Here is a 24,477-nt window from a genome sequence, read left to right as displayed (position 1 = left end):
CGGAGGACACGGTGGCGGGCAGGATCACACCGGCGGCGGGCCGGTACGGGGGCAGGACGGCGAGCGAGCGGCGGGCCGAACGCCGCGAGCGCTTCCTGGAGGCGGGCCTGGAGCTGTTCGGCGGCAGCTCCGGCTACCGCGCCACCAAGATCGTCGATCTGTGCCGGACCGCCGGGCTGTCCACCCGCCAGTTCTACGAGGAGTTCCGCACGCTGGAGGACGTGCTGGCCGAGCTGCACCTCCACGTCAACGACACCGCCGAGCGGGCCGTCCTGGCCGTACTGCCGCAGGCGCAGGAGCTGGACCCGATCGAGCGCTACTCGCGGCTGTTCCGCGCCTACGCCGCCGGGGCCACCGCCGACCCCCGCCACACCCGCATCGCCTTCGTCGAGATCATCGGCGTCAGCCCCCGCCTCGACCGCCAGCGGCTCGACCGCCGCGCCCGCTGGATCGGCTTCCTGTGCCACCAGGCCGAGGCCGCCGCCGCGCGCGGCGAGATCCCGCCCGGTGACTACCGCGTCGCCGCCGCCGCGTTCATCGGGGCGGTCAACGGCCTCATGCACGACTGGGCCGTCGGCTGGGTGGACGCCACCCTCGACCAGATCATCGACGAGCTGCTGGAGATCCTGCTGGCCAGGTTCCGGGTCCTGGCCGCCACCGACCCCCGCCCGCCGCGGGGGCCCGGCTAGAACGTGCGCGCCACCCGGCGGGCCCGCTCGTCGGCCAGCTTGCGCTCGCTCTCGTACGACCCCGACAGCGTCGGGTGGTGCCGGATCTCCTGGACGTCGGCGACGCCGGCCCAGCGCAGCCAGTCCGCGAAGTAGGTGGACTGGAAGTCCGTCCCGAACTCCGGGCCCAGGCCGGGCCCCCACACCGCCGAGGTGTAGACGACGGCCGCCCGCTTGCCGGTCAGCAGCCCCCGGTAGCCCGTCTCCGGATGCACGTCGAAGATCATGGCCGGCTGGCTGACCACGTCGATGAACTGCTTCAGCTTGTACGGCACGCCCGCGTTCCACATCGGCACGCTGAACAGGTAGCGGTCGTAGGCGTCGAACCGCTCGAAGGTCCGCACGGCGGCGGCCCACGCCTCGGCCTGCTCGCCCTCCGGCGTGCCGCCGCCGAAGACCGTCATCTTGGCCCCCGCGGCGGCGGGCCCGAACTCGGGCAGCGTGCCGTCCCACAGGTCGAAGTGGTCCACGGACGCGCCCGGATGGGTGGCGAGGTATTCCTCGACGAACGTCCCGGCGATCGCGAGGGAGATCGACTCCTCGCTCCTGGGCGAGGCGGAGATGTGCAGAAGCTTGTCGCTCATGAGGATGACTCCTTTGTGGCCCCACACAAGGGGACTGCGGTCCGTTTACCGCTACGGGGAATCTAACGGACCGCGGTCCGCTTAGTCAAGGCGGCCGCCCTCCTCCCCGTCCGGCGGGGCCAGGAAGTCCTGCAACTCGCGATGCCTGAACTGGTACGTGGCACCGCTGACGCGCAGCAGCCGCGCCTCGCACGCCCAGTCGAGGAAGGCCCACAACCGCAGCGGGAGCAGCCCCCGGGTGGCCGCGACCGCCAGGCCGATCATCGTGCGGGTCCAGGCCAGCGCGCCGAAGGACAGGCCGAAGGCCACGCCGCCGATGAGCGCGCACATCAGCGACTCGACGACGTCCTGGCTCATCACGAACACCAGGAAGGCGGCGACGCCGCCGGTCAGGCCGAAGGCGACCCCGGTCACCGGGTTGCGGTGCAGGGCCTCGCGCGGATGGGCCAGCTCGGCGTCCATGCTCCACCCGCCGGCGGCGATCCTGAAGGCCACGCCGAGCGCGAACGCCAGCACGAACGCGCCGCTCACCCCCGCGACCAGCGCCACGGGACCGGCACCGGCCAGCCGCAGCGGAGCCAGCCCGGTGAGCGCCCCGCACAGCCCGAACCCGGTCAGCGTGACGGGCTCGGCCCTGACCGCCTCGGAGACGGTCACGCGCTCGGCCCCGGTCCGGCCGGCGGCGGTCAGCCCGACGACCGCCCCGAGCGCCAGCCCCCCGGTCCCGCCCGCCGCGACCGCGAAGCCGGGGCCGAAGATCGCGCCGCCCGTCAGCGCCAGCCCGGCCAGCCCGCCGAGCACCCCGACGGGCACGCCTGCCAGCGCCCCGAGCAGGGCGCCCGCCACGCGCCGCCGGGCCGGGACGTTGGCCCGCCCGCCCGCCGCGGACGGCCACGGCGACAGCGACAGGCCGGTGACGATCCCCACCCAGGACGCCATGAGCGCCAGGGCGAGCAGCCGCTCCGGGCCTGGCCGCGCGCCGGGGCCGCCGGGGTCGCCGAGGCCGCCCATCGCGGAGCCCGTCCAGAAGGCCAGCATGGCGACGACCGCGAGGAGCGCCGAGCACAGCCCGTGCAGCGCCCGGACCAGCCGCCAGCCGCCGATCGGCCACAACAGGTGCGGGACGAGGTCGATCGCGGTCAGGCCGGGCGGCGGCCGGTCCGTCGCGGCGGTCCTGGCGGCCTGCCAGCGCAGGTGGGCCGCCAGGCGCACGAGCCACGCCCGCACCTGGCCCGGCTCGTACGGCGTGCCGGGCGCGGCGCGCGGCGTGAGCCGGGTGGCCGCCGGGACGTACGCCTCCAGCAGCCGCCTGGCGATCCGCTCCGCCCCGGCACGGGGGTCGGTGTGCGGGTCGGCGCGCAGCAGCTCGTGCGGGTCGGCGCCGGACTCCACGGCGGTGACGGTCAGCAGCAGCCGCCACGGGGTGGCGAGGGCGGCGTGGACGATCCCGCCCGACGGCCCGCGCAGCGCCTCCTCGATGCCGTCGCGGTGCTGCGCGCGGGGATGGTCGTCCGGCCAGCGGGCCCGCAGGTACGCGGCGATCTGCCCGGCGGTCAGGTCACGCAGGTGGACGCGGGTGGCGTTGGCGAGCCCGGCACCGGCCGCGCGCAGCTCGGCGTGGCGGTCGGCGCGGCAGGTCACGACGACCGCTCCCGGGCGCCGTCCCGACAGGTCGCTGTAGCGGTTGAGCTCGGCCAGCAGCCCGATCGCGCGGCGCGGGGGGCCGGCCGGCGGCTCGGGGTCCAGCTCGTCCAGCCCGTCCACCACCGGCAGCACGCGGCGGTCCCGGACCAGCCGCAGCGCGTCCTCCGCCGCGAGGCCGAAGTCCTGCACGAGCTGCTCGGCCAGCCACTGCTCGAACGGCCTGCCCAGGGTCCAGCGGGCCGCGTTCAGCCGGACCGGCACCATCGCCGGGCGGGCGGGGCGGGCGCCCGGGGTCAGCGCGGGCTCCAGCAGTTGCAGCACCAGCTCGATGGCGAGCACGGTCTTGCCCGCTCCCGAGCCGCCCACGACCAGCAGGCGCCGGGGGTTCAGGCCGGTGAAGAAACGGCCGATCGTGCGCACCCCCAGCTCGTTCCCGGCGGGCTCGTTCCCGGCGGGCTCGTTCCCGGCGGGCTCGTTCCCGGCGGCCGGGACGAAGGAGACCGGGGCGATGTCGTAGCCGCCGAGCAGCCCCTTGCGCGCCCGGTCCTCCTCGCGGGCCACCCGCCGCACGAGCAGCTCGACCGCCGGATCCGCGGGCGGGGGCTCGGGTTCGGGTTCGGGCGGCGGCTCGGGGGCGGGCGGGGGCTCGGGGGCGGGCGGCGGGTCAGGGGCGGGCGGCGGCTCGGGGGCGGGGCGGGGCTCGGCGGCGGTGGCGGTGGCGGCCAGGGCGGCGCGGGCGGCCCGCCACCGCTCCAGCTCGCCCGGGATCAGCTCCGGCGGATGGTCGCAGGAGCGCAGGCAGGCGGTGACGAACGCCCGGACGAACTCCCACCGCGGCAGCCGGTCGTCCTGCCGCAACACGTGCGAGGTCGTGCTCTTCGGCAACGCGTCCACCAGGCTCCCGTCCGAAGCCGCCGTCCGCCCGCCGAGCGAGCGCAGCCTGCTCAGCGACGGCTCGCCCGCCCACCGCCGCAGCAGGGCCAGCGTCCGGACGAACTCCGCGACGCTCCCGGCCCGCGCCGGATCGGGCGGCGCCGTACGGTCCTGGCCCGTCATCCCCCCGTCCTCACCAGCGCCCACGCGAACCGCGCCCGCCCGCGCCGGAGCCGCCCGCCCCGCACGTACACGCCTTCCAGCGTCTGCACGTGGCGCGACTCCATCAGGAAGTTGCGTGCCTCGTCGGCCTCCACCAGCTCCCGCCCGACCGCGATGGGCACGAACCCGTGCCGGGGGATGTAGACCCAGCGGCCCCGGTCCCAGTCGTAGGGGTCGAACCAGCGGTGCCGGACCGTCCCGGACACCCGCACCTCCCGCCCGTCCCTGGTCAGGACGAAGGAGCCGTGCGAGCGCAGCAGGCTCATCCTGCTCACGTAGAACAGCTCGGTGCCGATGAAGGCGTTGATCCGCGCGTCCCAGTAGTCGTGCAGCCAGGCCGAGGCGTGGTCGTCCAGCAGCCGGGCGCGCCGGGCGAGCTGCCGTTCGAACCGGCGCTGGTTCCTGCGCTCGGCCTTCTTGATCACTTTGAACGAGCGCAGCCAGCGCGGCGACATGATCCTGGAGGCGCCCGCGCCGTCCATGAAGTGCTCCAGGAAGTCGGAGGCGATCGGGTGGAAGTCGCGCCCGCCGTCGATGATGGACCGGAACAGGCCGACCAGCTCCGGGACGGGCCTGCCCGTCCTGCGCCGTAGCCCTCGCAGGAACATGCCGGTTTTCTCCGTGGTGCGGTCGAAGGTCACGGACACGTGGGGTGGAACTCCTCCTGCGGCATCAGATTCTCCCATTCTTCGCGGGTGAGCGAGCGGCCCGCGTTGGCGCACGCCGCGGCCAGCAGGTCGGCGGGCAGGGCGACGTTCCACACGCGCGCGGTCCCGTCGCCGGCCACCGTGACCACGGACCTGCCGTCCCGCGCGTAGGCGATCCCGGCCACGCCGCCGGTGTGGCCGGTCATCGGCGTGCCGAGCGGCCGGTAGGTGCTCAGGTCCCACAACAGGACCTCGCCGCGCGTGGTGCCGGTGGCCAGGATCCGGCCGTCCGGGCTGAAGGCCAGCGCGCTGGGCCGGACGTCCTCGGCGATCAGGGCGATGCCGAGCGGGCGGCGGCGCACGACGTCCCACAGCCGCACGGCGTCGTCGTTGGCCGTGTACGCCAGCGTGCGCCCGTCCGGGCTGAAGGCCAGGTCGTTGACCAGCCCGCCGGCGACCCCGGGCGGCGTGTCACCCTCGATCGGGCGGCGGCCGGCCACGTCGAACAGCCGCACTCGGGCGTCGAAGCCCGCGCTCGCCACCGTCCTGCCGTCGGGGCTGACCGCCAGCCCGGTGACCACGTCGGTGTGGTCGGGGACGGTGACGCGCGGCCCGCTCTCGCGGCGGCCGGCGACGTCCCAGAACGCGATGGACCGCCCGTGCTGGACGGCGACGAACCCGCCGTCCGGGCTGAGCTCGGCCAGCCCCCGGTACGTGCCGTCGTGGGCGATCACGCGGCGGCTCGCGACGTCCCAGAGCCACAGGCCGTCGAAGTCGGACGCCAGGAGCGTGCGCCCGCCGGGCAGGAAGGCGAGCATGGTCACCGGACGGCGGTCGCCCCCGGCGCGCAGCGGCGGGCCGAGGGGCCGCTGGGTGGCCGGGTCCCAGAGCTGGAGGTCGGAGCTGTGCTCGTCGGCGACGCCGGTGGCCAGGATCCGGCCGTCCGGGCTCAGGGCGACGGCCCCCTGGGCGGGCATCGGCCGGCCGAGCTGGAGGTGGACCCGCGGATCGGCCAGGCGGACCACGCCGTCGTCACTGGCGGCGGCCAGCAGCCCGCCGTCGGGGCTGAACGCCACCCGCTCGACGCCCGTGACGTTGTCGGCCAGCGCGAGCAACTGCTGCCGGGAGGCGGCGTCCCACAGGACGGTACGGCCGGAGGACCCGCCGGTGGCGATCCTGGTGCCGTCGGGGCTGAAGGCGACCGTGGCGAAGGCGATGCCGCGGTCCCTGATCACCCCGGTCTGCCTCCTGGCCGCCACGCTCCACAGCCGGGTGGTGCCGTCCCAGCTCGCGGTGGCCAGGGTGGCGCCGTCCGGGGAGAAGGCGACGTCGAAGACGGGCTCGGCGTGCCTGGCGATCGGGTCGCCCCGCGGGCGGGACGTGGCGGGGTCCCACAGCCGCACGGTCTCGCCGCGCGCGACGGCCAGGCTCGTGCCGTCCCGGGTGAAGGCCACCGCGCGGACGATGCTCGCCAGGTCCCGCCCGTGGTCGGGGCGGCCCAGAGGAGGGCCGTGGGGGCGGTGCGTGACCGCGTCCCACTGCCGGACGACGCCCCTGAAGTCGCCGGTCACGAGGATTCTGCCGTCCGGGCGGTACGCGAGCGCCGACACGACCGCCTCGTGCTCGATCGACCCCAGCACGCGGCGGGTGGCCACGTCGTAGAGGCGGACGGTGCTGAAGCAGGCGGTGGCCAGCGTCCGGCCGTCGGGGCTGAGGGCCAGGTGCACCTCGGAGCACTCGTACCGCGCGCGGGTGATGGGCGCGCCGAGCTGCCGCCGCGAGGCCGTGTCCCACAGACGCGCGGTGCCGTCGTCGCTCCCCGTCGCCAGGACCGAGCCGTCGGCGCTGAACGACAGCGCCATGACGCCCTTCGTGTGCCCGGTGAGCGCTCCCCGGCCGGTGCGGGTCGCGGCGGACAGCAGGCGGTTGCGGGCCTCGTCCGTCTCGGCCGTCCGCCAGGCCGCCACGGCCAGCAGCGAGGACAGGGCGACGTCGCCGGCGACCTCGCTCTGCGCCGCGAGCTGGCGGGAGGTCGCCACCCTGCGCTGCAGGTCGGCCTCGGCCGCGGCGTTGACGGCCACCGTGGCCCCGGCGAGGGCGAGCACCGACAGCAGCGCCAGGCCGGTCACGACGAGCCGCCGTCGGCGGCCGGCCCGCCGCGCCTCCCGCGCGGACGCCGCGACGAAGCCCTCGACGACGGGGCCGGGCGGCGGGTAGCTGTCAGGATCGCGCTCCCAGCGGGGCCGGCTGTCCTGGACGGCGAGCAGCCGGGCGCCCCGGTAGAGGAAGGCGGGGTCGCGGTGGTTGTCGGCCCACTGCGCGGCGGCCTCCACCAGCCCGTCGTAGACGGCCTGCGCGGTGAGGTCGGGTTCGAGCCACTGCCGCAGCGTGGGCCAGGCGGTCAGCAGGGCGTCGTGGGCGATCTCGACGCTGTCCTCGTGCAGGGTGAGCAGCCGCCGGTCGGCGAACGCGGACAGCAGCGCGTCCACCTGCTCCCTGCGTCGCGGCGTGAGCGCGGCGGCGGCCGCGTGGACCTCGCCCAGCCGCGCGCCGCGCCGGGCCACCTGCCCGCCGGCGGTGATCAGGGTCAGCCGGCGGAAGATCCGCAGCGCGGCCTTGCGGTCCTCCGGCGTCAGCCCGTCGAGCACCTCGTCGGCCGTGCGGCGTACGGAGTCGCGGACCCGGCCGGACTCCTCGTAGCCCCGGATGGTGAGGGTGCCGGCCACGCGCCGCTCCCATGTGTTGCGCAACGCCTGGGACAGCAGCGGCAGGGCGCCGGTCCGGTAGCGCCCTGCGGTGGGGCCGTCCTCCCGCAGCTCGGCCAGGACGGTCTCCACCAGGCCGGGTTCGAGCTTCAGGCCGGCCGTGGCCGCCGGGCCGGTGATGGCCAGGCGCAGGTCGGGCTCCGTCATCGGCTCGACGATGGCCTGACCGTCCTGGATCGCCTCGGCGAACTGGGGGTAGGCGGTGCAACGTTCCCAGTAGTCGGCGCGTACCCCGACGACCACGCCGGCCCCGTCCGGGCCCTCGGTCAGCGCGTGCAGGGCCGCCACGAACGCCTGGCGCTCCCGCTCGTCGGTCACCAGCGTGAACAGCTCCTCGAACTGGTCCACGACGAGGAGCAGGCGACCGCCCGCCGGGGTCTCCGTCGAGGTCTCCGCCGGGGTCTCACGGATGCCGGACAGGGCGCGCAGCGGCTTCGCGGTGGGGGTGATGAGCCGGCACCGCCACTTCTCCGCCATCGCCGGGATCAGCCCCGCCCGTAACAGCGACGACTTGCCGACCCCCGAGGCGCCCGTGACCAGCAGGACGGACCCGCGCCCCGCCAGCCGCCGGTCCAGGCGTTCGTGGAGGTTCCGCGTCGCGCGGGTGCGCCCGAAGAACAGCTCGGCCCGTCCCGTCTCGAACGGCGCCAGACCCTGGTAGGGACACACCTCGCCGGGACGGTCCCCCCGCTCGATCATGACGGCCATTCTGACAAACCCCGGCCGAGCCCATCAAACGCATTGTCCGAAACCGTCCAAGCCCGTCCCATATCGTCTGATGTCGTTCCGCCGGTGGTCTGAACGGCACGAACACGGTTTCGATGGACGTGCCGCCAGTTGATCGGGGGACCGGCCGGGGCCGTGGCGGGTTCGCGGGCGTCCCCCACGGGGGATCGCGGGAGACACCCTTGCAACCAGCACGATCACCTCTGCTCGACCTCGCGCGGAGCACCGACGCCGCGCCTTACTCGGGAACGCTCCTGCGCGGCTGGCGGGAGCGGGCACTGCTGACCCAGGAGCAGCTCGCGGAGCGGGCGGGGCTCAACGTCCGGACCGTCCGCCGGATGGAGAACGGCGGGCTCTGGCAGCCCCGTACCAGCTCGCTCCTGCTGCTGGCACAGGCGCTGGAGCTGGACGGCGAGGAGCGGGCGCTGCTGGCCGCCGTCACCCGGGGCCAGCCGGCCACCGGCGAGGGCGACGAGCCCGCCGCGTGCGGCCCGGCGATCGTCCCGCGCCAGTTGCCCGCCGACGTGGCGGTGCTGGCGGGCCGGGAGCGCGAGCTGGCGGCGCTGGTGAACGATCTCGGCGCGGGCACGGGGGCCGGCGCGGGGACGGGCACCGGGACGGGCACCGGGGCGGGTGGCGTGGCGGGCACCGGGGCGGGTGGCGTGGCGGTCGTCGCCGTCGAAGGCATGGCGGGCGTGGGCAAGACCGCGCTGGCGGTGCACGCCGCGCACCGGCTCGCGCCCCGCTTCCCCGGCGGGCAGCTCTTCGTGGACCTGCACGGCCACGCCCGCACCACGCCCCCGGTCGAGCCGGGCGAGGCCCTGGCGCGCCTGCTCCGCGCGCTCGGCGTCCCCGGCGCGGACGTCCCCGGGCACCTCGACGACCGCGCCGCGCTGTACCGCAGCGTCCTGGCCGAACGCCGGGTCCTGGTCGTGCTGGACGACGCCGCCGACGAGCACCAGATCCACCCGCTGCTGCCCGCCGGCCGGGACTGCCGGGTGATCGTCACCAGCCGCCGCCGGCTGAGCTGCCTGGACGAGGCCGCGAGCCTGCCGCTGGACGTGCTGCCGCCGGCCGCGGCGGTCGCCCTGTTCACCCGGATGGCCGGGCCCGGGCGGGTGGCGGGCGTGCCGCGGGAGGAGCTGTCGGAGGTGGTGGCGCGTTGCGGGCTGCTGCCGCTGGCCGTCCGCGGCGCCGCCGCCCGGCTGCGGGCGCACGCCACCTGGAGCGTGCGGCACCTGCTGGAGCGGCTGGCCGGGGATCGGCTGGCCGAGCTGGGCGCCGGGCGGCACGACGTGGCCGCCGCCCTGGACCTGTCCTGCGACCGGCTCTCCCCCGAGGCGCGGCGCGCGTACCGGCTGCTGGGCTCGCGCGGCGGCGCGGGCTTCGGCGCCGGGACCGCCGCGGCCCTGCTGGGGACGACCCCGCCGCGCGCGGAACGGCTGCTCGACCAACTCCTGGAGGCGCACCTCGTCCAGGAGACCGCCCCAGGACGCTACCGGCTGCACGACCTGGTGCGCGAGCACGCCGCGGCGCAGGCCGCGGGTTGACCCTGACGCAGGGTCAACCCGCCAGCATCGTCACACGAGCCCGGCGACCCCACGTAACAGGCGTGACGGGCGGAACATGATGAAAGGCGACACGATGCTGCGGCACGACACGATCCACCACGACACGATCCACCACGGGGACGTCACGATCCCGGTGTCCCGCGGCGGCCGGGGGCGACCCCTGGTCCTGTGCCCCGGACTCAGCTCGACGCAGGCCGACCTGCACGAACTGGCCGGGCTGCTGCGGCGCGACCACGACGTGGTGACCTTCGACCTGCGCGGCCACGGCCTGGCCTCGGCCGCCGGCCGGTACTCCTTCGTGGACTTCCTCGGCGACCTCGGCGCCGTGATGGCGAAGCTGGGGGACCTGGGCCTGCCCGAGCCGCCCCTGCTGGTCGGCTACTCGCTCGGTGCCGACCTGGCCGTCCATCACGCCGCCGGGCACCCCGGCACCGTGGCCGGGCTCGTCCTCATCGACGGGGCGAACCCGGTGCCCGAGCCGTTCGTCACCGAGGCCACCCTGCCGCGCTTCCGCGCCATGTGGGAGGAGGCCGCACGGGACACCACGCGCCCGGTGGCGCTCACCGCCCAGGAGATCCTGGACCTGAACGTCGAGATCGACGCGGTCCGGTCCAGGATCCTCGACCGGTACCGGGCGATCGACCTGCCGATCAGCATGATCATGTCGACCTCGATGGCCGGCGACGGCGGCGAGGAGCACGCGCTCCGCTTCAACCGGAACTGGCGGGCCGGCGTCGAACGGCTCGCCCGCGAGCACCCGCGCGTCGCCGTGACCTGGCTCGACGCCGACCACGGGCTCGTCTTCACCCACGCCCCGGCCATCGCCAGGATCATCCGGGACGCGCCCAGGGACCCGGCGGCCTCCTGAGCGGACCCTGCCAGACTGGTCCTATGCTGACCATCGGCGAGCTGGCCGCGTACGCCGGGGTGACGGTGCGCGCGGTGCGGCACTACCACGCCAAGGGCCTGCTGCCCGAGCCCGCACGCGACCACTCCGGCTACCGCCGCTACGACGCCGGCGCCGTGGTCGAGCTGATCAGGATCCGTACCCTCGCCGAGGCGGGCGTGCCGCTGGCCCGCGTACGGGAGCTGTTGCAGGCCGGCGAGCAGGAGTTCGCCGCGGCCGTCGCGGACATCGACAGGCGGCTGCGGGCGGAGATCCGGCAGCGGCAGCGGCACCGCGAGCGCATCGCCCGGCTCACCTCCGGCGACGGCCTGGCGCTGCCCCGGGAGGTGGTCGAGTACCTCGACCGGCTGCGGGCGCTCGGGATCGACGAGCGCATCGTCCAGGCTGAGCGCGACGGCTGGATCCCGCTGGCCGCCCGCTCGCCCGAGCGGGTCCCGCAGTGGATCGCGCGCAAGCGGGAGCAGCTGGCCGACCCGCGGCTCGTCGGCTTCTACCTGACCCTGAGCCGCGCCCTGGACCGGGCCGACGACGACCCCCGCCTGGCCGAGCTGGCCGACGAGCTGGCCGCCTACCTCACCCGGATGGCCGACGAGCGGGGCGCGGACTACGTGGACGACCTCGACGTGGAGCCGCCGCTCGCCCGCCTGATGGACACGCGGGCGTTCGACGCCGTGCCGCCGGCCCGCCGCCTGATCGAGCTGCTGGAACAACGCGGCTGGACGGGCTGGACCAGACTCGAACGCCTCCCCTCCCCCACCCCACGGGACGTCGCTCCGTGAGCCCCCTCGCCGGGCGGGTCAGAAGGTGTCGTCCCACGCCTGGGCGGTGGTGTCGTTGCAGCGCCAGAGTTGCATTGCCAGGCCGGCCTGGGGCGAGGCGCCCGGGACGTCCAGGCAGTGGCTGCTGGTCCCGGAGACGCGGGAGATGATCGGCCCGTCGAGGACGTCGATGAGGTCGGGCACCGGGTGTTGCCACCGCTCGTTGCTGATGGAGTTGCAGACCCACTGCTGCACCGGGGTCCCGTCGGTGGCGCTGCCGCGGGCGTCCAGGCACAGGCCGCTGCTGATGTTGCGGTAGTGGATCACGCCGCCGCCCAGGTCGTCCTTGGCCCACTGCTGGGCGAAGCTCCCGGCGCTCCAGTCGCAGGTCACCTGGACGATCGCCGCGCCGGGCTCCAGCGAGCCGTCCACCGGCTGGAGGCACTTGGCGGGGCCGGTCTCGTTGGTGTTGACGCTGACGAGGTGCCGCCCGGCGGCCCCGGTCGCGGCGGCGGGCGCGGCCTGGGTGGCCGCCAGGAGGGCGGCGCCCGCTCCGGCGAGGAGCAGGCGGATCGGTACGCGGCTTGCCTTCATGGTCGTCCCTCGTTTCGTGCCGTGCCGGCCGTTCGTCACGAGGGACGTTCCATCGCGTTCCAGCGGGAGGAACGGCATGGCACGCCCAGCCCGGTGAGAGCTCCGATCCGTGAAAGGAACAGCGCCTTGCGCAGAAACCGACTCGCCGTGGTGCTCGCCACCGCGGCGATCACCACCGCCTCCGCCGGACTGGCGGCCTCGTCACCGGCCCAGGCCGAGAACCCCATCGTCAAGCTCGTGAGCGTGCAGAACGGCAAGTGCCTGCAGCCCGCCTCCCTCGACCAGGGGGCGTCGGTCGTCCAGATGTCCTGCGTCGGCACCACCAACCAGCAGTGGACGGTCGAGTCCGTCAACTCGACCAGGGTCCACCTGCGCAACAGGGCCAGCCAGTTCTGCATGGACGCCTTCGGCAAGGCCGCCAACGGCACGCCCATCATCATGTGGCCCTGCAACACCATCAGCAACGAGAACTGGAGCTTCGGCATCACCAACAACCTGCTGTCCTCGGGCGTCTCCAACACCTTCAGCCACTGCGTGGCGACGCCGGGATCGCCGGACGGCCTGCCGATGGAGCTGCGCTTCTGCGACGGCAACAGCGCGCAGCTCTGGAACCGCCCGCCGGGCTGACGGCCGGTCTCACGCGGCGGGCAGGACCCGTACCAGGTGGTCGGCCAGCTCGGCCGGCCGGGACAACATCGCCATGTGGCTGCCGGGCATCTCCTCCGGGGTGACGCCGAGCCGCTCCGCCACGTGGCGGCGGACGAACTCGGGGGTGAAGAAGCGGTCGTCCCGGCACAGCAGGTAGCGCGTCGGGACGTCCGGCCAGCTCGCCAGCGGCCACGGCTCGTGGTAGGCCCGGTCCATGCTCATCTTCTCGGCGAGCGCGCGGTCGTGGGCCAGCACCCGGTCGCCCAGGTCGCGGGGGACGTCGTGCAGGTAGAGCTCGTACTCGTCCTCGATGCCGGGGTCGGGATGGCCGCTGCGTTCCCACCAGGACGCCGGGGCCTCGCCCGGAGCCGGGATCATGGCGGTGACCAGGACGAGCGCGGCAGCCTCCGTGCGCGCGCAGACGAGGGGGCCGACGAAGCCGCCCCAGGAGTGGGCCACCACCACGAGCGGGCGGCGCCCGCCGGCCGCCCGGACGACGGCGTCGGCGTAGTCCCAGAGCCCCGCCCCAGGCTCGGACATCGGCAGGTCCACCGCCACCGTGTCGTGGCCACGGCGGTGGAGCTCCGCTTCGAGCAGGTGCCAGTCGAAGGCGCTTCCGCCGCCGCCGTGGATGAGAGCGAAGGTCGTCATGCCGGTGATGACCGGCGGCGGCCAGGAAACTCATCGGCCGGGGGCGAGGAACCGGCCGAACCAGCCGAACCAGCCGAGCCGGCCGAACCGGCCCCGGCCCCGGCCCCGGCGGGCGCAAAGTCCCCGTCAAATCGGGCCGCCCGCTCCGCGGCGGGCGGCCCGGCGGGGTAATGCCCCTGGTGCCGGGCCTGATCTCGGGCCTGATCTCGGGCCTGATCTTGGGGGAGAGCCAATGAGTCAGCCAGCACAGCAGCAGACGCCGCCGGGCGTCCAGTCGGAGATGAACCCGCGGCCGGACTGCGGCGAGGACAGCTACCGGGGTTCGGGCCGCCTGGACGGCAAGGTCTCGGTGATCACGGGCGGGGACAGCGGCATCGGCCGGGCGGTCGCGATCGCGTTCGCCCGCGAGGGGGCCGACGTGCTGATCTCGTACCTGGACGAGGACGAGGACGCGCGCGACACGGCCAGGCTGGTGGAGGAGGCCGGGCGCAGGGCGGTGCTGGTGCCCGGCGACCTGTCCGACCCCGCGCACTGCCGGGCAGTGATCGCCCGGGCGGTGGAGGCGTTCGGCCGGATCGACGTGCTGGTCAGCAACGCGGGCTTCCAGATGACCCGCGACTCGCTGGAGGAGATCCCGGACGAGGAGTGGGACCACACCTTCGCCACGAACATCTCCGCCATGTTCCACCTGTGCAAGGCGGCGCTGCCGCACATGGGCGCGGGCGCCGCCATCATCGCCTCCACCTCGGTCAACTCCGACATGCCGCCGCCCAAGCTGCTGCCGTACAACTGCACCAAGGCGGCCATCGCGAACTTCGTCGGCAGCCTGGCCCAACTGCTGGGCCCGCGCGGCATCCGGGTCAACAGCGTCGCGCCCGGGCCGATCTGGACGCCGCTGATCCCGGCCACGATGCCGCCCGAGCAGGTGGAGTCGTTCGGGCAGCAGGTGCCGCTCGGCCGGCCGGGACAGCCCGCCGAGCTCGCCCCCGTGTACGTGCTGCTGGCCAGCGACGAGGCCAGCTACGTCTCCGGTGCCCGCGTCGCGGTGACCGGCGGGCAGCCGATCCTGTGACGCGCTGGTACCCGCTGCGGCTGAGCACGCCGGTCAGGTCCCACGTGTTCGGCGGCCGGGCGATCGCCGAGCGGCTGGGCCGTACCGGGCTGCCCGAGGGGCGGGTGGCCGAGACGTGGGAGGTCAGCGACGTGGACGGCGCCGGCGGCACGGTCGAGGAGGGGCCGCTGGCCGGCCGGACGCTGCGCGACCTGGTCACCGAGCACCCCGAGGAGCTGATGGGGCGCGGCTGGCGCGGCGAGCGGTTCCCGGTGCTGACGAAGTTCATCGACGCCACCGGACCGCTGCCGGTCCACCTGCACGCCGACGACGACACGGCGCGGCGCCTGGAGGGGCAGCCGAACGGCAAGACCGAGGCGTGGCACGTCCTGGCGGCCGAGCCGGGGGCCACCGCGCTGGCCGGCGCCAAGCCCGGCGTGGACGCGGACCGGCTGCGCGCGGCGCTGGAGCGCGGCGACTTCGACGCGGTGCTGCGCCGCCTGCCGGTACGCGCCGGGCAGACCCTCTACGTGCCGGGCGGCACCCTGCACAGCTTCGGCCCCGGCACGCTGGTGTACGAGATCGAGCAGACCTCCGACATCCAGCAGAGCGCGATGCCCTGGCGGATGGAGGACGGCACCGAGCTGCCCGAACCCGACTGGCGGCACAACCTGGACATGCTGCTCGCCGAGTGGGACCCGCGGCCCCGGCCGGACTTCCAGCCCGGCCTGTCGATCCGGGTCACCGACGACGTCGAGCGGGTGATCTGCTGCGCGGGGCCGTACTTCGCGCTGGAGCGCTGGCGGGCGGCGGCCGGCGCGACGATCACCCCGGCGGTCGGGACGGCGATGATCCTGAGCAACGCCGGCGCCGCCGTCCCGGTGGGCGCGGACGGCTGGACCGGCACGCTGGAGCGCGGCCGGACGCTGCTGCTGCCCGCCGCCCTGAGCCGGGTCGAGATCGGCGGCCCCGCCGACGTCCTGCTCGGCTACCTGCCCGACCTGGACCGCGACGTCCGCGGGCCGCTCGCCGCCGCCGGGTACGGCCCGCGGGCGATCGCGGCGCTGGGCCCGTCCGTTTCCGGCCGTCCCTGAGGGGCAGCCGCCAGCCATGAATTCTTCATTCACCGCAACGAGAGCCAGGCGGGCCCGCTGGCGGCTGCTGCCGTCCTGGTCGCGCCGCGCCGCGCGGGTGAAGGCCCGGCGCCGCCGGCGGCGGCTGTTCCTGCTCGGAGCCGCCGTGGTCGGAGCGGGCGTGGTGGCGGCCCGGTCGGTCCGTTCCCCGCGTCCCGAGGCCGCGGCCTGGTTCGCCGTCACCGTGCAGACCGACCCGGCCGAGCTGGCCGGGCCGAACCGGCCCGACGTCCTGGCACGCCTGGCCGAGCGGCACGAGGTACGCATCACCCCCGCGCCCGGCGGGCGGGGCAGCGAGATCGCGATCCGCGCCGCCGACGGCGCCGCCCGGGAGCAGGTACGCGCGCTCAAGCAACTGCTGGAGACCGGCGAGGTGCTGGTCGTGGAGGGGCAGCCGGAGGGGCACAGGACCCTGCTCGGCCGCGCCGCCGAGCCGGCGTTCCGCCAGCTCACCAGGAGGGGCGTGCGATGAGGGCGCTGTGCTGGACCGGCGTCAACGAGCTCGCGGTCGAGGACGTCGCCGAGCCGTCGATCCTCAACCGCCAGGACGCCGTCGTCAAGGTCACCGCCAGCTCGGTGTGCGGCTCGGACCTGCACCTGCTGGACGGCTACGTGCCCACGATGATGGCCGGGGACGTGCTCGGGCACGAGTTCGTCGGCGAGATCGTCGAGACCGGCCCCGACGTGCGCGAGCGCCGGGTCGGCGAGCGGGTGGCGGTGTGCTCGATCATCGGCTGCGGACGCTGCCAGTACTGCCGGCAGGGCCTGTGGTCGCTGTGCGACAACAGCAACCCCGACCCGGGCTTCCTGGAGAAGCTCAACGGGCACGCCACGGCCGGCATCTTCGGCTACTCGCACGCCATGGGCGGCTTCGCCGGCAGCCACGCCGAGTACGTGCGGGTGCCCTACGCCGACGTCAACGCCTTCCCGGTGCCGGACAACGTCCCGGACTCCAGCGCGGTCTTCGCCTCCGACGCGGTGCCCACCGGCTGGATGGGCGCCGACCTCGGCGAGGTCGGGCCCGGTGACGTGGTGGCCGTGTGGGGATGCGGCGGGGTGGGGCAGATGGCGGCGCTCGCCGCCAAGGTCATGGGCGCCGAACGGGTGATCGCCATCGACCGCTTCCCCGAGCGGCTGGCGATGGCCGCCGCCCTCGGCGCCGAGACCCTCGACTACGAGCAGGTGGACGTGCTGGACGCGCTCAAGGAGCTGACCGGCGGCCGCGGGCCCGACGTGTGCATCGAGGCGGTCGGCATGGAGAGCCACGGCACCGGCGCCCAGTACGCCTACGACCGCGCCAAGCAGGCGCTGCGCCTGCAGACCGACCGCGGGCTGTCGCTGCGCCAGGCCATCCACGCCTGCCGCAAGGGCGGGATCGTCTCCGTCCTGGGCGTCTTCATCGGCCTGGTGGACAAGTTCCCGATGGGCGCGGTCATGAACAAGGGCCTGACCCTGCGCGGCGCCCAGCAGCACGGCCACCGTTACATCCCGATGATCCTCGACCGGATGAGCAAGGGCGAGATCGACGCCTCACCTCTGCTCACCCATCCCATGACGCTGGAGGACGGCCCCAAGGGGTACGCGATGTTCAAGAACAAGGAGGACGGCTGCGTCCGCGCGGTGTTCCAGCCGTGACGCTTTCATGACGCGCGCGGCTCCTGGGCCCGCGACCGGGATGCCGCCCGGTGAGCGAAACGGACCGGGCGGGTGGAACGGATAGGCCGGGCGGGTGGAACGGACGGAGGCGGGCGGGTGGAACGGACGGAGGCGGGCGGGGCGGGCGTTCAGCGCTCCGGCGCGGAGCGGCGCTGGATGTCCTCCACCGCCCGCTTGGCCACCACTAGGGAGGCACCGGTGACCTGCCGGTAGATCTTGATGGCCTTGATGGTCTTGCCGTCGCGCAGCGCCGCGTGGAACTCCGGCGGAAGGGGCCGACGAGCGGGCCCCGAGCCGACGGACCCGGACCCGGCAGACGCAGAACCCACGGGCGCAGAACCAGCGAGCCCAGAGCCGGCAGGCCCGGAGCCGACGAGCCCAGAGCCGGCGAGCCCAGAGCCGGCAGGCCCGGAGCCGGCAGGCGCCGCGTCGAGGCCGAGGTGCCGCTGAAGCTCGGCCACCTGCTTCTCCAGCCGGGCGAGCCTGTCCTCCACGGATTCCACGCCGGAACTTTCCACGCCGGAACTCATGCCGGAACTCTACGTCACCTCGCGGGCTCCGGCCGAGCCCAGCCGAGCTCCCCGGGGCGACCGCAGGCCCGGGATGGAATGTCCTTGGCGCGAGGAAAGTTGAAGCACGTGTGAAAAAGATCGGGTTCCTCAGCTTCGGCCACTGGATGTCCTCGCCGTACTCGAAGGTACGCAGCGCGTCCGACACCCTGCTGCAGTCGATCGAGCTGGCCGTGGCGGCCGAGGAGCTCGGCGCCGACGGCGCCTACTTCCGGATCCACCACTTCGCCCAGCAGCTCGCGAGCCCGTTCCCCCTGCTGGCGGCCGTCGGCGCGCGGACCAGCCGGATCGAGATCGGCACGGGCGTCATCGACATGCGGTACGAGAACCCGCTCTACATGGCCGAGGACGCCGGCGCGGCCGACCTCATCGCCGGCGGCCGGCTGCAGCTCGGCATCAGCCGTGGATCACCCGAGCAGGTGATCGACGGCTGGCGGTACTTCGGCTACGAGCCGGCCGAGGGCGAGAGCGACGCGGACATGGCCCGCCGGCACGCGGAGGTCTTCCTCAAGGTGCTGGACGGCGAGGGGTTCGCCAAGCCCAACCCGCGGCCCATGTTCCCCAACCCGCCCGGGCTGCTGCGGATCGAGCCGCACTCGCCGGGCCTGCGCGAGCGGATCTGGTGGGGCTCCGGCTCGAACGCGACCGCCAAGTGGGCCGCCGAGCTGGGCATGCACCTGATGAGCTCCACCCTCAAGGACGACGAGAACGGCAAGCCGTTCCACGTCCAGCAGGCCGAGCAGATCGCGGCCTACCGGGAGGCGTGGAGGCAGGCCGGCCACGAGGGCGAGCCGCGGGTCTCGGTGAGCCGCTCGATCATGCCGATCGTCACCGACACCGACCGCGCGTACTTCGGCCACGAGGGCGGCAGCTCCGACCAGATCGGCTTCATCGACGCCACCACCAGGGCCATCTTCGGGCGCACGTACGCCGCCGAGCCCGACGTGCTCGTCAAGGAGCTGGCCGCCGACGAGGCGATCGCGGCGGCCGACACGTTGCTGCTGACGGTTCCCAGCCAGCTCGGCGTGGACTACAACGCCCACCTCATCTCATCGGTCCTGACGCACGTCGCCCCCGCACTCGGCTGGCGCTGACCACCACACCCCACCGCACCCGGCCAACACCGACCAGCGCCCCGCCACACTCGGCCAACACCGGCCAGCGCGCCTGACCGCACTCGCCCAACACCGGCCGGCGCGCCTGACCGCACTCGGCCAACACCGGCCAGCGCACGCCACCGCACTCGGCCGGTGCCAGCCAGCACACGCCACCGTCCCGCGGTCGCCCCGCGGTCGCCCCACCGCCTTCCCACCGCCTTCCCACCGCCTTCCCACCGCCTTCCCACCGCCCCTCCCGCTGCCTCTCCCACCGTGATCCGATCCCCGCATTTCTCCGGAGTGCCAACCTTTCCGCGCGCCCACCGCGTTTGAAGGTCATCGACACGAGGAGAGACGTTGGAGCGGAATGCCGGTTTCCGGGCGTTCGCGGATGAGCATCAACGCCCGTTGCTGCGCCTGGCGTACCTGCTCACCGGCGACGTCCACCTGGCCGAGGACCTGCTGCAGAGCGTGCTGGTCCGGATGCTCGGACGATGGCCGAAGGTGCGCCGGATGGACAGGCCGGAGGCGTATGCCCGCCGGACGATGGTGAACCAGTACCTCTCGTGGCGACGCCGGCGCGGCGCGCGCGAGATGCCGAGCGAGGACCTGCCCGAGCGGTCCCACGCGCCGGAGGACTCCACCGTCCTGCGGCTCGTCCTGCACCAGGCGTTGTCCCGGCTCACCCCCAAGCAGCGCGCGGTGCTCATCCTGCGCTTCTACGAGGACCGCGCCGAACGTGACGTCGCCGAGCTGCTGGGCTGCTCGATCGGCACCGTGAAGAGCCAGACCCACCACGCGCTGGCCCGGTTGCGCGTGCTGGCGCCCGAGCTGGCTCCCAGGCTGCCCGCTCCGGAAGGCCCGGCCCGTACCGAGGAGGCACGCCGATGACCTGGATAGGTGACGAGCTCCGCCGCATCGCCGATGACATGCCCGAGCGGGACCTGGCCGGCCGCGCGCTCGAGACGCACCATCGCAGGCGGCGCAATCTGGTGGCGGCCGTCGCGGCGGCCGTGGTCGTCATCACCGTGCTGACCGGCACAGTTGCGATCAGACTGCTGCCCGGCCGCGTGCCCGACGCGGCCCGCCCACCTGCGCCGCCCGAGCGGGCCACCGTCAACGTCGCCATGGTGTCCAGCGGCGAGGCGGCGCCACTGTTCGTGGCCCAGGAGAAGGGGTTCTTCGCGGCGGAAGGACTGACGGTGCAGCCCGTCTTCATCCCCAGCAGCGCCGCCGCGGTGCCCGGGCTGCTGGAGGGCCAGTACGCCCTCGCCCAGACCGACCACCTCACGGCGTTCGTGGCGCACGAGCACGGCAGGGACGTCCGGATCGCCGGCGGCCTGCACCGGGCCGAGCCCCGGAGCCTCGCCCTCGCGGTCGAGGCCGGATCCCAGATCAGGACCGTGGCGGGCCTCAAGGGGAAGCTGATCGCGGTTCCGGAGCTCAACGGGCTGGCCATGCTCTCCCTGAACGCCGTGCTGAAGCGGGCCGGGCTGGCGATCACCCAGGTCAAGCTGGTCGAGAAGCCTTACCCCGAGATGCTCCCCGGGTTGAGGACCGGCAAGTTCGCCGCCGCCGTCCTGGCCGAGCCGTTCGTGAGCATGGGGCAGGGGCACACGCGGGTCCTGCGCGAGATGATGACCGGGGAGTTCGCGGGGCTGCCCACCGCCGGCTGGATGGTGGAGGAATCCTGGGCCCGCGCCAACCCCCGCACGATGGCGGCCTTCCTGCGCGCCCTCGCCAAGGCCCACCGCGTTATCGCGGACGACCCCAAGGCGGCCTCGGCGATCATCCCCTCCTACCTGCGGACCACCACCCGCGAGACCGAACGAGCCGCCCTCGGGACGTACTCCGCCGAACTGGACATCCCCGCACTGCAACGACTGGCCGACGTAGCACGACGATACGGCTTCCTGAAGAAACCCCTGGACGTACGAAGCGTCATCGTGCCTCCACGCTGAACCGGAACGGACCACAGGCGCCACGCGACCAGCTCACCCCAGCCCGGACAACGTGGCGCCGCACGAGCGGTTCGTTCAAGACCGGGCCGCGTGGCCGGGCCGAGACTGCCGCCATGACAGACCGAGCTTTCACCCCCGCCCTGGGCCGTTTCTTCCCCACGCGCTTCTACGACGCGGTGGCCACCCTGCTCCGCGAGCGCCTGTGGCGCAGCCTGCTCGCGATGCACGTCGCCCCCCGTCCGGACGACGTGATCGTCGATGTGGGCTGCGGCACCGGCTCGCAGGTGCTGCTGCTGAGCCGGATCGAGCCGCGTGCCCGCCTCATCGGCGTCGATCCCGACCCCGATGTGCTGGCGGTGGCACAGCGCAAGGCGGGCACCGCCAGCGCGGCTAGCACGGCCGGCGCGGCCGGTGCGGCTGGCACGGCTGGCATCGCTGGCGCGACTGGCATCGCTGGCGCGGCTGGCACGGCTGGCATCGCTGGCGCGGCTGGCGCGGCTGGCACGGCTGGCATCGCTGGCACGGCTGGCGCGGCTGGCGTCGCCGACGCAGCCGTGCCGGCCGCGCAGTGGCGGGTCGGCATGGGCGACTCGCTGGAGGAGCTTCTGGGCGCCGGCTCGGCGAGCACGGTCGTCTCCAGCCTGGTACTCCACCAATGCCCGATGGCGATGAAGCAGGCGATCCTCGCGTCGATGTTCGCGGTGCTGCGGCCCGGCGGAAAGCTGGTGATCGCCGACTACGGGCTGCAACGTACGAAGCCGATGCGCCTGGCGTTCCGCGTCGTGCAGCTCGCGGACGGCGTGGCCGACACCCAGCCCAACGCCGACGGCGTGCTGCCCCGGCTGATGTCCGAGGCCGGGTTCGTTGACGTACGCGAGGCCGAGGTCGTGTCAACGATCAGCGGCTCCATCTCGATCTACGTCGCCCACCGCGAGTGAGGAACCCAGAACCTCCAGAACCCCGCCCACCGCAGGCGAAGAACGCAACACTTGACCCCGCTCAGATAGATCAGATAGAGGCGCAACACCGGGAACCCCTCATCCCGACGCAGGTGAAGAACGCAACACAGGCAGGACGGCGGACGGCGTCAGGCCGATCATCTCGCGCATGCACCGGGTGAAGTGTGCCTGGTCGGCGAAGCCACCGGTGACCGCCGCCCCGGCCGGCGACTGCCCCTCGCGCAGCGCCTCGGCCGCCCGGCGCAGGCGCAGCCAGATACGCCAGCGCGCGAGCGGCATGCCCAGTTGGTGCCGGGCCAGGGACCGCAGGCGTTGTGGTGAGAGACCGACTTGCGCGGCCAGGCGCGGCATCGGCTCGTCCCCGTCCGCCAGCTTGCTCATCGCCGCCAGCAGCCGGGAGTCAAGCTCATCGGACGGATGTGCCCCGGTCCGCCGGATGTGCTCCTCCCCGAGATCGCGCAGCTCGGCCGCCACGGTGACGCCGTCCCCGCAGCGCTCGCGCAGCCGGTCGGCGAACGCGCAGTGCGGCTCGACGAAGAACGTGAGCAGGCTTTCGGTGGCGAGCATCCGATGCCATGCCATGGGCGGCACGATCAGCGCGACGTCGCTGTGCCGGGCGCCGGACTCATCCACCACGGCCACCTCGCCCCGGAGCGCGATGGCGACCTGGAAGGCGGCGTGCCGGTGCGGGGCACTGTCCGTCAACGGGCCTCGGTAGAACGCGTACCCGTCCTGGATGGCGAAGTACGGCGCCATCTCCCCCACCCTGTGTCCCCGCCCATTGCCCGCGCCGTGATCGACGGGTCTCGCCCAGGTTCTGCCGTTCTTCCATTCTCGAACCAGTTCCGAAATTAGCAGCGAGAAACAGCCCCTGTCGAACATGGAACCGCTCAAGTGATGTCCATGCGTGAGACGCGCAGGGCTCCGAAGGCTGCGGGGATGACGATCCAGGCCAGCACCGAGACGGCCAGCCGGGCGGCCTCTCCTCCAGTCATCGCCTCACCGCCGGTCAGCGGACTCGTGGTGGTGTTGAGATCGAGCCAGCCGGCCAGCGTCGCGCCGACGTCCCCAAGCTGTCCGATGGCGCTCCATATGGCCGTGCTGCCCAGGCTGATCACGATCGCGGCCGGCGCGTTCAGTAACGCCAGGCCCAGCGCCAGCCCCTGCGCGGTGATTAGGATCATGGTCGCGACCCAGCCCAGCACCGTGGCGGGCGGAACCGCCCAGTCGGCCTCGGCTCCCTGCACGGCGGCGGCCATCGCCGTCGCGGGCACCGCGACCAGCAGCGCGAACAGGCAGGCCACGACCGTGGCCGCCAGAGGCGGAAGGCACTTGGCCGCCAGCACCCGCCCGCGCCTGGACTCCAGCGTGAACGTGGTCAGAGCCGTGCGATGGCGCCACTCGCCGGTCACGGTGAGGATGGCGAGCACGGGGAGCAGGATGGCGAGCGGGATGGCCGCCGTCCCGGCCAGCCGGAAGAACCTCGGCTCGGCCACGAACCCCCGGCCCACGACGGCCGCGATCACCAACCCGAGCAGGCACGCTGTCAGCACCATGCCGCTACGGGTGTCGAAGAGCTTGCGCGCCTCCACCCGCAGCAACTGCCCGAACGGGATCGCCCCCGCACCCGGCTGCGGCTCCCCAGCCGGTTGATCGCCGCCATCTTCCCCCTTCCAAGGCGAGGAGACAGACGCGTGGCTGCCACCACTCCCCTTCCAAGGCTGAGGGACGGGCGCATGGCCGTCGCCACCCCCCTTCCGAGGTTGGGGAGCAGGGATATGGCCGTCCTCGTTCCCCGTCCAAGGCGGGGGGACAGAGGCAAGGTCGTCGTCGCCCCCGCTCCGGAGTGGAGGTTCAGCGTGAGTCCGGGAGTGGGGGGTGCCAGGGGGTGGGGTCTGGTTTCGGGGGGTGGTCATGCGGCGCTCCTGGCGGTGTCGGCAGTCAGTCGGAGGAAGGCTTGTTCGAGACCCATGTCGCCGCCGACCTCGGCGAGCGTGCCCTGCGCGAGGACGCGGCCCCGCCCGATCAGCACGACGTGGTCGGCCACCTGCTCCACCTCGTGCAGCAGGTGCGAGCTGAGCAGCACCGCGCATCCGGAGTCGGCCAGGGCGCGCAGCAGCCCGCGCATCCACTGGATGCCCTGCGGGTCGAGCCCGTTGACGGGCTCGTCGAGCACGAGCACCCGGGGCCGCCCGAGCAGCGCGTGCCCGACGCCGAGCCGCTGCCGCATGCCGAGCGAGTAGCCGCCGACGGCGCGGCCGCCTTCCTTGGCGGTCAGCCCGACCAGTTCCAGGACCTCGTCGACGCGGGTCTTGGGCAGGCCGAGCAGCATGGCGCCCAGCGTCAGGACCTCCCGCCCGGTGCGGCCCGGATGCAGGGCTCCGGCGTCGAGCAGCGTGCCGACCCACCTGCCGGGGCAGCCGAGCTCCCGGTAAGGCCGCCCGAGAACGGTGGCCGAGCCGGAGTCGGGCCGGGAGAGCCCCGCCAGGATCCGCAGGGCCGTGGACTTGCCCGCCCCGTTGGGCCCGAGGAACCCGGTGACGCTGCCCGCCCCGACCGTGAAGGACACGTCGTCGAGGGCCCGCACCTTTCTGTACGTCTTGCTGACGCAGCGAAACTCGATCACGGGCCAAGTTCAGCGCATCGCGGCCTCCGCGCTCATCGGACCCAGGTCGAGGATCGCCTGCCGGAATGTAGACCCAGGGCTACCCGTTCTGGCCCCTGGTCGCTACA

The 24,477-nt window shown here is 74.0% G+C and carries 23 protein-coding genes; 13 read left to right on the top strand and 10 right to left on the bottom strand.

Features of this window, described 5'->3' with window-relative positions; all coding sequences use genetic code 11:
* Positions 1-11: 11 nt before the first annotated feature.
* On the top strand, positions 12-689 hold the full coding sequence (locus AB0H75_RS03215; protein WP_367789435.1) for a TetR/AcrR family transcriptional regulator: 678 nt from the start codon (positions 12-14) through the stop codon (positions 687-689).
* Here AB0H75_RS03215 and AB0H75_RS03210 read toward each other — a convergent pair.
* The 4 genes from AB0H75_RS03210 to AB0H75_RS03195 form a co-directional block, all read right to left on the bottom strand.
* Entirely contained in the window at positions 686-1,312 is a 627-nt protein-coding gene (locus AB0H75_RS03210) for an FMN-dependent NADH-azoreductase (RefSeq protein WP_367789432.1), read from the bottom strand. The two genes, AB0H75_RS03215 and AB0H75_RS03210, sit on opposite strands and share 4 nt — an antisense overlap.
* Before the next feature lie 81 nt (positions 1,313-1,393).
* Positions 1,394-4,012 (bottom strand): NACHT domain-containing NTPase, encoded by a 2,619-nt coding sequence (locus AB0H75_RS03205; protein ID WP_367789429.1) that lies wholly within the window; start codon positions 4,010-4,012, stop codon positions 1,394-1,396.
* Positions 4,009-4,698: a hypothetical protein gene (locus AB0H75_RS03200; RefSeq protein WP_367789426.1), complete on the bottom strand. Its 690-nt coding sequence runs from the start codon at positions 4,696-4,698 to the stop codon at positions 4,009-4,011. Before AB0H75_RS03200 ends, AB0H75_RS03205 begins: the two co-directional genes overlap by 4 nt.
* On the bottom strand, positions 4,689-8,162 hold the full coding sequence (locus tag AB0H75_RS03195; RefSeq protein ID WP_367789423.1) for an NACHT and WD repeat domain-containing protein: 3,474 nt from the start codon (positions 8,160-8,162) through the stop codon (positions 4,689-4,691). The genes AB0H75_RS03200 and AB0H75_RS03195 overlap by 10 nt, the downstream gene beginning before the upstream one ends.
* 209 nt (positions 8,163-8,371) lie before the next feature.
* Here AB0H75_RS03195 and AB0H75_RS03190 point away from each other — a divergent pair, with 209 nt between their 5' ends.
* The 3 genes from AB0H75_RS03190 (at position 8,372) to AB0H75_RS03180 (ending at position 11,446) form a co-directional block, all read left to right on the top strand.
* Positions 8,372-9,739 carry an NB-ARC domain-containing protein gene (locus tag AB0H75_RS03190; RefSeq protein ID WP_367789420.1) on the top strand — a complete coding sequence of 456 codons (1,368 nt, stop codon included), beginning with the start codon at positions 8,372-8,374 and terminating at the stop codon, positions 9,737-9,739.
* A 76-nt stretch (positions 9,740-9,815) separates the two neighbouring features.
* On the top strand, positions 9,816-10,628 hold the full coding sequence (locus AB0H75_RS03185) for an alpha/beta fold hydrolase (RefSeq protein WP_367789417.1): 813 nt from the start codon (positions 9,816-9,818) through the stop codon (positions 10,626-10,628).
* Positions 10,629-10,651: 23 nt separating this feature from the next.
* The gene (locus AB0H75_RS03180; RefSeq protein ID WP_367789414.1) at positions 10,652-11,446 is read left to right on the top strand and encodes a MerR family transcriptional regulator; all 795 of its coding nucleotides are present in this window, start codon (positions 10,652-10,654) and stop codon (positions 11,444-11,446) included.
* 18 nt (positions 11,447-11,464) lie between these two features.
* Here the strand turns inward: AB0H75_RS03180 and AB0H75_RS03175 are convergent, their stop codons facing one another.
* Positions 11,465-12,019, bottom strand: coding sequence for an RICIN domain-containing protein (locus tag AB0H75_RS03175; RefSeq protein WP_367789411.1), 555 nt, complete (start codon positions 12,017-12,019; stop codon positions 11,465-11,467).
* Positions 12,020-12,145: 126 nt separating this feature from the next.
* Between AB0H75_RS03175 and AB0H75_RS03170 the strand changes: the two genes are divergently transcribed.
* On the top strand, positions 12,146-12,646 hold the full coding sequence (locus tag AB0H75_RS03170) for an RICIN domain-containing protein (RefSeq protein WP_367789408.1): 501 nt from the start codon (positions 12,146-12,148) through the stop codon (positions 12,644-12,646).
* 9 nt (positions 12,647-12,655) lie between these two features.
* Here AB0H75_RS03170 and AB0H75_RS03165 read toward each other — a convergent pair whose 3' ends face one another.
* The gene (locus AB0H75_RS03165) at positions 12,656-13,318 is read right to left on the bottom strand and encodes an alpha/beta fold hydrolase (protein ID WP_367789405.1); all 663 of its coding nucleotides are present in this window, start codon (positions 13,316-13,318) and stop codon (positions 12,656-12,658) included.
* A gap of 232 nt (positions 13,319-13,550) precedes the next feature.
* Here AB0H75_RS03165 and AB0H75_RS03160 point away from each other — a divergent pair, with 232 nt between their 5' ends.
* Genes AB0H75_RS03160 through AB0H75_RS03145 form a run of 4 tightly spaced genes read left to right on the top strand, consistent with a single transcriptional unit; the run spans position 13,551 to position 17,137 of the window.
* Entirely contained in the window at positions 13,551-14,390 is an 840-nt protein-coding gene (locus AB0H75_RS03160) for an SDR family oxidoreductase (protein WP_367789402.1), read from the top strand.
* Positions 14,387-15,463, top strand: coding sequence for a type I phosphomannose isomerase catalytic subunit (locus AB0H75_RS03155; protein WP_367789399.1), 1,077 nt, complete (start codon positions 14,387-14,389; stop codon positions 15,461-15,463). Before AB0H75_RS03160 ends, AB0H75_RS03155 begins: the two co-directional genes overlap by 4 nt.
* Before the next feature lie 16 nt (positions 15,464-15,479).
* Positions 15,480-15,974, top strand: a complete 495-nt coding sequence (locus tag AB0H75_RS03150; RefSeq protein WP_367789396.1) for a hypothetical protein — start codon at positions 15,480-15,482, stop codon at positions 15,972-15,974.
* On the top strand, positions 15,971-17,137 hold the full coding sequence (locus tag AB0H75_RS03145) for a zinc-dependent alcohol dehydrogenase (RefSeq protein ID WP_367789394.1): 1,167 nt from the start codon (positions 15,971-15,973) through the stop codon (positions 17,135-17,137). The genes AB0H75_RS03150 and AB0H75_RS03145 overlap by 4 nt, the downstream gene beginning before the upstream one ends.
* Positions 17,138-17,286: 149 nt before the next feature.
* Here AB0H75_RS03145 and AB0H75_RS03140 read toward each other — a convergent pair whose 3' ends face one another.
* Positions 17,287-17,688, bottom strand: coding sequence for a hypothetical protein (locus tag AB0H75_RS03140; RefSeq protein WP_367789391.1), 402 nt, complete (start codon positions 17,686-17,688; stop codon positions 17,287-17,289).
* 110 nt (positions 17,689-17,798) lie between these two features.
* On the opposite strand from AB0H75_RS03140, the gene AB0H75_RS03135 reads away from it, so the two are divergent.
* The 4 genes from AB0H75_RS03135 (at position 17,799) to AB0H75_RS03120 (ending at position 21,723) form a co-directional block, all read left to right on the top strand.
* Positions 17,799-18,821 carry an LLM class flavin-dependent oxidoreductase gene (locus tag AB0H75_RS03135; protein WP_367789388.1) on the top strand — a complete coding sequence of 341 codons (1,023 nt, stop codon included), beginning with the start codon at positions 17,799-17,801 and terminating at the stop codon, positions 18,819-18,821.
* Between the two features lie 360 nt (positions 18,822-19,181).
* Complete coding sequence (locus tag AB0H75_RS03130) at positions 19,182-19,715, top strand: SigE family RNA polymerase sigma factor (RefSeq protein WP_367789385.1); 534 nt, start codon at positions 19,182-19,184, stop codon at positions 19,713-19,715.
* A complete protein-coding gene (locus tag AB0H75_RS03125; RefSeq protein ID WP_367789382.1) occupies positions 19,712-20,785 on the top strand; it encodes an ABC transporter substrate-binding protein in 1,074 nt (357 codons plus the stop codon). Before AB0H75_RS03130 ends, AB0H75_RS03125 begins: the two co-directional genes overlap by 4 nt.
* Before the next feature lie 113 nt (positions 20,786-20,898).
* The gene (locus tag AB0H75_RS03120; RefSeq protein ID WP_367789379.1) at positions 20,899-21,723 is read left to right on the top strand and encodes a class I SAM-dependent methyltransferase; all 825 of its coding nucleotides are present in this window, start codon (positions 20,899-20,901) and stop codon (positions 21,721-21,723) included.
* A 99-nt stretch (positions 21,724-21,822) separates the two neighbouring features.
* Here AB0H75_RS03120 and AB0H75_RS03115 read toward each other — a convergent pair whose 3' ends face one another.
* The 3 genes from AB0H75_RS03115 to AB0H75_RS03105 form a co-directional block, all read right to left on the bottom strand.
* Complete coding sequence (locus tag AB0H75_RS03115) at positions 21,823-22,500, bottom strand: helix-turn-helix domain-containing protein (RefSeq protein WP_367789377.1); 678 nt, start codon at positions 22,498-22,500, stop codon at positions 21,823-21,825.
* A gap of 134 nt (positions 22,501-22,634) precedes the next feature.
* Positions 22,635-23,345 carry a hypothetical protein gene (locus AB0H75_RS03110; protein ID WP_367789374.1) on the bottom strand — a complete coding sequence of 237 codons (711 nt, stop codon included), beginning with the start codon at positions 23,343-23,345 and terminating at the stop codon, positions 22,635-22,637.
* A gap of 311 nt (positions 23,346-23,656) precedes the next feature.
* Complete coding sequence (locus tag AB0H75_RS03105) at positions 23,657-24,370, bottom strand: ABC transporter ATP-binding protein (protein ID WP_367789371.1); 714 nt, start codon at positions 24,368-24,370, stop codon at positions 23,657-23,659.
* Between the last annotated feature and the right edge of the window lie 107 nt (positions 24,371-24,477).

Origin of the sequence: Nonomuraea sp. NPDC050783 (assembly GCF_040802095.1) — a bacterium.
GTDB lineage: Bacteria > Actinomycetota > Actinomycetes > Streptosporangiales > Streptosporangiaceae > Nonomuraea.
This window is presented reverse-complemented; position numbering and strand designations above follow the sequence as displayed.

Excerpts from the sequence above, each read along its gene's own strand:
- AB0H75_RS03210 (WP_367789432.1), bottom strand. The coding sequence starts at position 1,312 with ATGAGCGACAAGCTTCTGCACATCTCCGCCTCGCCCAGGAGCGAGGAG.
- AB0H75_RS03205 (WP_367789429.1), bottom strand. The coding sequence starts at position 4,012 with ATGACGGGCCAGGACCGTACGGCGCCGCCCGATCCGGCGCGGGCCGGG.
- AB0H75_RS03195 (WP_367789423.1), bottom strand. The coding sequence starts at position 8,162 with ATGATCGAGCGGGGGGACCGTCCCGGCGAGGTGTGTCCCTACCAGGGT.
- AB0H75_RS03185 (WP_367789417.1), top strand. The coding sequence starts at position 9,816 with ATGATGAAAGGCGACACGATGCTGCGGCACGACACGATCCACCACGAC.
- AB0H75_RS03180 (WP_367789414.1), top strand. The coding sequence starts at position 10,652 with ATGCTGACCATCGGCGAGCTGGCCGCGTACGCCGGGGTGACGGTGCGC.
- AB0H75_RS03175 (WP_367789411.1), bottom strand. The coding sequence starts at position 12,019 with ATGAAGGCAAGCCGCGTACCGATCCGCCTGCTCCTCGCCGGAGCGGGC.
- AB0H75_RS03165 (WP_367789405.1), bottom strand. The coding sequence starts at position 13,318 with ATGACGACCTTCGCTCTCATCCACGGCGGCGGCGGAAGCGCCTTCGAC.
- AB0H75_RS03160 (WP_367789402.1), top strand. The coding sequence starts at position 13,551 with ATGAGTCAGCCAGCACAGCAGCAGACGCCGCCGGGCGTCCAGTCGGAG.
- AB0H75_RS03150 (WP_367789396.1), top strand. The coding sequence starts at position 15,480 with ATGAATTCTTCATTCACCGCAACGAGAGCCAGGCGGGCCCGCTGGCGG.
- AB0H75_RS03145 (WP_367789394.1), top strand. The coding sequence starts at position 15,971 with ATGAGGGCGCTGTGCTGGACCGGCGTCAACGAGCTCGCGGTCGAGGAC.
- AB0H75_RS03140 (WP_367789391.1), bottom strand. The coding sequence starts at position 17,688 with ATGAGTTCCGGCGTGGAAAGTTCCGGCGTGGAATCCGTGGAGGACAGG.
- AB0H75_RS03125 (WP_367789382.1), top strand. The coding sequence starts at position 19,712 with ATGACCTGGATAGGTGACGAGCTCCGCCGCATCGCCGATGACATGCCC.
- AB0H75_RS03120 (WP_367789379.1), top strand. The coding sequence starts at position 20,899 with ATGACAGACCGAGCTTTCACCCCCGCCCTGGGCCGTTTCTTCCCCACG.
- AB0H75_RS03115 (WP_367789377.1), bottom strand. The coding sequence starts at position 22,500 with ATGGCGCCGTACTTCGCCATCCAGGACGGGTACGCGTTCTACCGAGGC.